General features: G+C 46.6%; 4 protein-coding genes. All 4 read left to right on the forward strand.

Translation table 11 applies throughout. The features are described 5' to 3' along the window. Positions 1-453 precede the first annotated feature (453 nt). Positions 454-3768, forward strand: a complete 3315-nt coding sequence (locus C7B77_RS19095; protein ID WP_106308389.1) for a phycobilisome rod-core linker polypeptide — start codon at positions 454-456, stop codon at positions 3766-3768. 280 nt (positions 3769-4048) lie between these two features. Then, complete coding sequence (locus tag C7B77_RS19100; RefSeq protein ID WP_106308392.1) at positions 4049-5032, forward strand: 2-hydroxyacid dehydrogenase; 984 nt, start codon at positions 4049-4051, stop codon at positions 5030-5032. A 152-nt stretch (positions 5033-5184) separates the two neighbouring features. Then, positions 5185-6654 (forward strand): aminotransferase class I/II-fold pyridoxal phosphate-dependent enzyme, encoded by a 1470-nt coding sequence (locus C7B77_RS19105; RefSeq protein WP_106308395.1) that lies wholly within the window; start codon positions 5185-5187, stop codon positions 6652-6654. 210 nt (positions 6655-6864) lie between these two features. Then, positions 6865-7453 (forward strand): precorrin-6Y C5,15-methyltransferase subunit CbiT (gene cbiT, locus C7B77_RS19110; RefSeq protein ID WP_106308398.1); only part of this gene is annotated, 589 nt, incomplete at its 3' end.

Here is a 7453-nt window from a genome sequence, read left to right on the forward strand (position 1 = left end):
CCATCCACCCATCCACCCATCCACCCCTACCGCTCTGTAACAAAACTTATCTTTTTTCTAATATTCCCCCGCACATCCTCTACGATCTTGTGCAGTCCAATATAAATTTAATTTCTACACACTTCTTCACAAACAAGCTACGGGCAGGCGAAACGTTTTAATCTAAAAGCTGTGCTGGTTTTGCTAGCACCAATTTTCATCCACAGGGAGACGAGACTAATCATCTCGATCGACCCGATCTATTCAAATTTCGATCGAGTTAGTGAAGCGGTAAGTAAACTCGCAACTACCCTAGTGGTAGCAGCGGCGAGCGGGCAGAGGATTTTCAGCCACATCCCTGGATTGACAACCGATCCCCACACTCTACATCCTCACGCAGGCAGGTATTTTGAAAGACTGTGCCTGGACTCGATTAGGTTTAACAAAATATTCGGTTGGGAGATTTAAGATCTAATGAGTGTTAAGGCAAGTGGTGGCGGCTCGCTATCCCGTCCAAATTTATATCAAACACTTCCGGTTGCGACTATTTCGCAAGCAGAACAGCAAGATCGGTTCCCCGCGATGGGCGAACTGAGCGAGCTGAGGAGCTACTTTGAGTCTGGAGCCAAACGGATCGAAATCGCCAAAATTCTTAGCGATAACTCTGATTTGATTGTCTCCCGTGCGGCTAACCGGATTTTCGTCGGTGGTTCGCCAATGGCCTTTTTGGAAAAGCCTAAAGCAGAGCCGGAAGTTGCTAGAACCTTTGCTAGTGGTACGCAACAAAGTGAGTCTACCTTGGGAACTGTCACTTTTGTCGAAGCCAAAGGTGGTTTTCTATCTAACTTGACTTCGTTGTTCACGGCAACTGGTGCGGGTGCGATTCCTCAAGGTTTCCAGCCGATTAATATCTCCCTCTACGGCCCTGCGAACATGCAGAAGTCGCTACGGGATATGAGTTGGTTCCTGCGCTACATCACCTATGCGATCGTCGCTGGCGATCCAAACATCGTAGTTATCAACACTCGCGGCTTGCGGGAGATCATTCAAAATGCTTGCTCGGTACCTGCAACCATCGTCGCACTGTTAGAAATGCGCGCTGGCTCGCTCGGCTACTTTAGCAAAGATAAAGAAGCGCAAGAAATTATCGAGCGGTACTTTGAACTGACGATCGGTGAATTCAAAGCATCCGCACCAGCTAATAAACTCCGTCAGCGTCCTTCTGGCGACCAACAGGGCTTAGAACTGCCCCAGCTTTACTCCGCAGCCGCTGAGCGTCGCGTCAAATATGCGATGAAGCCAGGATTATCCGCAGGCGAGAAAAACGATGTTATCAAAGCGGCTTATCGCCAAGTCTTTGAAAGAGATATCACTCGTGCCTATAGCTTATCGGTTTCCGACTTGGAATCGAAAGTTAAAAACGGCGAAATCTCGATGAAAGAATTCATCCGTCGCTTGGCTAAATCGCCACTGTATCGGAAAAATTTCTTCTTACCCTACATTAACAGTCGGGCACTAGAACTTGCCTTCCGGCACATTTTAGGTCGCGGGCCTTCTTCTCGCGAAGAAGTCCAGAAGTATTTCAGTATCGTCTCTGCTAAAGGCTTAAATGGGCTGATTGATGCCCTGGTAGACTCCTCTGAGTACTCTGACTACTTTGGTGAAGAAACAGTACCTTACATTCGCGGTTTGGGTCAAGAGGCTCAAGAGTGTCGCAATTGGGGGCCGCAGCAAGACTTATTCAACTACAGCGCGCCGTTCCGCAAGATTCCGCAGTTCCTGACGACATTTGCGGCTTACGAACAACCATTAGCCGACCAGCACGTCTACGGTTCGGGTAACGATCCGCTAGAAATTCAGTTTGGAGCGATCTTCCCGAAAGAAACTCGCAATCCTAGCAACTCGCCAGCACCATTCGGCAAAGATACTCGCCGGATCCTGATCGCTCAAGGGCCTGGAATTAATAACCAACTCAGCAATCCCGGCGCGCGCGGCGTCGCTCCAGGTTCTTTGGGAGCTAAAACCTTCAAACTCGACCAATTACCTGCTTTCCAAGCAACTGGTAAAAAAGCCAAAACTGGCCAAGGTCGTAGTACTTCCTTCGCTGAAAGTTCGACACAAGCAGTAATTAAAGCAATTTATCTGCAAGTGATGGGACGGGACGTGTATGAAGGTCAACGCCTGAAAGTTGAAGAGATTAAGCTCGAAAACGGCGATATCTCAGTTCGTGAATTCGTCCGCGCACTCGCCAAATCCGATATTTTCCGCAATACATACTGGACGAAATTCTACGTGTGTAAAGCGATCGAATATATCCACCGTCGCCTGCTCGGTCGTCCGACTTACGGTCGTCAGGAGATGAATAAATACTTCGATCTCGCATCCAAGCAGGGTTTCTACGCGATCGTCGATGCGATGATCGACTCCCAAGAGTACAGCGAGAGCTTCAACGAAGACATGGTGCCCTACAACCGCTACCTCACGCCTGCGGGTGTCAGTCTGCGGAACCTACGGGTAGGTAGTATCGGTGACACTGGCGTTGGTATTGTGACCAAAAACCAAGCAGAAACCACACCTCGCTTTGTCGAACTTGGCGCGACACAAGACAATCGTTCTCTCCCCGACATCGAATTCCGCGTCAATCAAGGTGTCACCAAAAAACGCGAACAGACTAAAATCTTTAAGCTCACCCAAGCTGGAGATAAAGTTCAACTCCAAACAGTCATTCGTGCGGCTTACCGTCAAGTCTTCGAGCGGGATATCGAACCCTATATCGTCGCTAATGAGTTTAGCGCGCTCGAAAGTAAACTCGGTAACTCCGAAATCAACCTCAAAGAGTTTATCGAAGGACTCGGTTGCTCTGGGTTGTATCTTAAAGAGTTCTACACTCCTTATCCCAACACCAAAGTCATCGAACTAGGTACCAAACACTTCCTCGGACGTGCGCCCCTAGATCAAGCAGAAATCCGGAAATACAACCAAATTCTGGCAACTGCGGGAATTAAAGCCTTCATCGGCGCAATGGTTAACGGTGCTGAATACGTTCAGGTGTTTGGTGAAGATGTAGTGCCATACAACCGCTTCCTCACGCTCCCTGCGGCTAACTATCCAAATACTCAAACCCTGTACAACAAGCTCACCAAACAGGATAAGCAAGTTGTCGTACCGAGTTTTGACACCATCAAACCTCGGATGGATATGGCTAAGTTACCCTTGACTGGTAAAGCGATCGCGGATAATGCCGCTGCTGCCCGCCAGAAGGAGTCTGAGCTAGTGTCATTGGGTCGTTCCTCTACTTTAGCTATGAGTGAGCCGACTGTGGCGACAACGGCTAAAATTGCCCGCGAATCAGCCCGAATTTTTCGGATGAACGCAAGCATCAGTCCAGTAGAAGCGACACAAGCGATCGAAGCCTTGTACGTCCATGTGATGGATCTGGGTAATGGTGAAGTGCCCGAACAATTCCGTCGTCCGGATCTAGAAAGTCAAGTCCGCAATGGTGCAATCTCCATGCGTGAATTTGTCTCTACTCTAGCTACCTCGGCAGCTTATATCGATCGATTCTACACGCCATATCCCAACACCAAAGCGATCGAATTTTTATTCCGTCACCTGTTGGGTCGCGCGCCGATGAACCAAGCCGAGATCTCCGATTACAATCGGGTCATTGCCGAGCGTGGTTTTAGTGCCGCAGTCAAGCTGATGGTCGATAGCGTGGAATATGCCCGCTACTTCGGCGAAGATGTCGTTCCTTATCACCGTTCTCCTTCGCTACCTGCTGGTAACTAAGTAGATTTGGTGAAGTAATTTGGCAGATTATGCTTAAGAGCGATCGATAAATTCGATCGCTCTACGTCAACGCCAATCAGCAAAGATAGGTGAGATTGATTTCTCATCTATCTTTTTTTTAGGTCGCAAAATTAATTTTGATACTCACCTCTTGCACAAAGTAGTAATTTAGAGCATTAGTATAAATAGCAATTTGATATTTTCATCGATCGGAATACTAACGTCTATTTCACGTTAAATTAATCATTAATTAGGTTTTTATGTAGGGAGCAATCTAACAATGAAAGTGGCTTTTTTTAATACCAAATCTTACGATCGGGAATTTTTCACAGTTGCTAATGTCCGACATAACCATGCAATAACATTTTTAGAACCCCGACTCGATCGGCAAACTGCACTACTGGCAGATGCCCCTGCCATTTGTATTTTCGTTAATGATGAAGTTGACAAATATACATTACAAGTTCTCGCTAACAATAATGTCAAGCTCATTGCTCTGCGTTGTGCGGGATACAATAATGTCGATGTCCAGACAGCCAAAATGTTGGGCATCAAACTAGTGCGAGTTCCGGCCTATTCTCCCTATGCCGTCGCCGAACATGCCGTCGGGCTTATACTAGCACTCAATCGCCACTTACATCGGGCGTACAACCGCGTCCGTGAGGGAAATTTTTCCTTAGAAGGACTGCTCGGATTCGATTTACACGGACGGACGATTGGCGTTATTGGCACTGGTAGAGTTGGGGGAGTTTTCGCTAAAATCATGACGGGTTTTGGCTGCCAAGTTCTCGCCTACGATACTTATACCAATCCTGCATGTGAAGCAATTGGGGTGCGATATGTGGAGCTGCCTCAACTGTTTTCTCAGTCAGATATTATTAGTCTTCATTGTCCGCTCACCCCACAAACCTATCACTTAGTGAATGAGGTAGCGATCTCTCAAATGAAGCCCAACACAATGTTAATTAACACTAGTCGGGGTGCATTAATCGACACAAAAGCAATTATTTCCGCGCTCAAATCAGGAAAAATTGGGTCGCTAGGGCTAGATGTATACGAACGAGAGTCGGAAATATTTTTTGAAAATCTTTCCGACAAAATTATGCAAGATGATACTTTTGCCAGACTGATGACTTTTCCTAATGTCATCATTACCGGACATCAAGCATTTTTTACCGATGAGGCGTTGCGATCGATCTCTGAGGTGACATTATCGAATATCACACAGATAGAACGAGGACAGCTTTGCGACAATGAAATCTAGTTACCGAAGTTGTTAGCTATGAGAATTATTAATTAATAAGATCGATAGCAAGACAATTGCAAAACCAATGAGTATTGAATATATTGAGAGGTGCAATTTTAAAATGTTTACCACCTTTAAACGACCATAATCTTCCATATCCATTAACTTAAATGTCCACTTTAGATCGATCCCAAACCCCAATTGTCGATGCGCTGCTGGAGTGGGTAGCCACTTCCCACGCACCGTTTTATACCCCCGGACACAAGCGCGGTAGCGGGATGAATTCGCTGCTAAAAAATCGCTGGGGTGCCGATGTGTTTGGTTGGGATTTGCCAGAGCTGCCAGGATTAGATAATCTCCAAGCACCATCGGGAATCTTAGCATCGGCGCAAGCTCTCGCCGCCGAAGTATTTGGCGCGCAGCAGACATGGTTTCTCGTTAATGGTTCGACAGCCGGAGTTATTGCCGCAATTTTGGCTACTTGCGGGGAAGGTGAGAAAATTATTTTGCCCCGCAATATTCATGCTTCAGCTATTTCCGGTATCATTCATGCGGGTGCGGTACCGATTTTTATCGATCCAGAATATGACAGAGCTGTAGATATCGCGCACGGTATTACACCAGAGGCGGTCAAATTCGCACTAGAACGGCATCCGGATACCAAAGCTGTAATGCTTGTCTATCCCACTTATTACGGCACCTGTAGCGATTTAGCGACCATTGCGGAGATCGTTCATAGTTATCAGATTCCGCTACTGGTGGATGAAGCTCATGGAGCGCATTTTGGCTTTCATCCCGATCTTCCGCCTGCGGCATTAGCTGCGGGTGCAGATCTATCGGTACAATCAACGCACAAATTATTGGGTGCGCTGACTCAATCGGCAATGTTGCATGTGAATAATACTAGTAGGATCGATGTCGATCGAATCAGTCGAGCTTTACGATCGATCCAAACAACTAGTCCCAGTTATTTACTACTCGCTTCCCTCGATGCTGCGCGCCAACAAATGGCATTATTCGGCACAGAATTGATGTCTGAAACGATCGAACTTGCCAAAATTGCCCGATCGAAAATCGCGCAGATCGATCGACTTTCGGTGTTTGAATTAAATTCACCCACTCCTGGCTGTAACTATCTCGATCCAACTCGTTTGACCGTTACAGTAACAGGTCTAAATCTCACCGGATTTGCCGCCGATGAAATTTTGACCGATAAATTAGGCGTCGTCGCTGAATTACCATCTACGCGACATTTGACATTTATCATCAGCCTGGGAAATACGCGATCGGATATCGATCGATTAGTCGCCGCTTTTACCGAATTAGCTACAAATCATGCTAAAGATAAATCTTTGGAATTACCATCGATCGAGCCACCAACTAAAACTTTAACAGAGATGGCAATTACACCACGTCAAGCAGATCGATCGCGTCATATTAGTATATCGATCGATGAAGCGGTAGGTAAAGTAAGTGCCGAATCGATCTGTCCTTATCCACCAGGAATTCCAGTCTTAATAGCTGGTGAAATTATTACCATTGAAGCTCTAGATTATTTGCGATCGATCGTCGAGCTTGGCGGCGAACTTGTCGGCTGTAGCGATCCAGATTTAGAGACAATTAAAATAGTAAGCATCTAGTACTAGGCGGCGCAAGTTAGGTTACTATTTCACACTCCCAACTCCCAACTCCCAACTCCCAACTCCCAACTCCCCGCCAAAATAGTAACTAGATTTACGCCGTAGACTACTAGGCTATTAGATAAGAGAGCGCATCCGCTGGTGTAAGATGTGAGTAAATACACTGCAAACCCTTGTCGATATCTCAAGATATCCACACCCCAAGAATTTATGTCCGAACTGTGGAAATATGTCTCCCCAGGGATCCCCGATGAATTATTCGAGCGATTGCCAGGGATTCCCATGAGTCAGCGCGAGATTCGATTGCTGATGCTATCTGCACTGAGATTGGAGGCAAATTCAGTTGTCTGGGACATTGGAGCTGGTACGGGAACAATTCCGGTAGAAATTGGGTTACTATGCCCTCATGGACGAATTATCGCGATCGAGCGCGATGAAGAAGTGGCAAATTTGATTCAACTCAACTGCGATCGATTTGAAGTGCGTAACGTCCAAATTGTCATTGGGAGTGCGCCAGAATGTCTGAGCCAAATTTCGACACAGCCACAACGAGGTTGTATTGAAGGTAGCAGAGGCATTAAACCGATTTTGCAACAAGTTTGGGAATATTTAGCATTGACAGGACGAATTGTCGTCACGGCAGCTAGTTTAGAAGCTCTGTATGAGGTGTCCGAAAGTTTTACGCAGCTACACGCTCGGAATGTAGAAGTCGTCCAAGCTGCTGTCAATCGGCTCGAAACTAGAGGTAATAGTCGTCGTCTGGCTGCTGTAGATCCCCTATTTATCCTCAGTGCAGAGA

This window comes from Chamaesiphon polymorphus CCALA 037, from assembly GCF_003003845.1.
In the GTDB taxonomy this organism is placed as follows: domain Bacteria; phylum Cyanobacteriota; class Cyanobacteriia; order Cyanobacteriales; family Chamaesiphonaceae; genus Chamaesiphon; species Chamaesiphon polymorphus.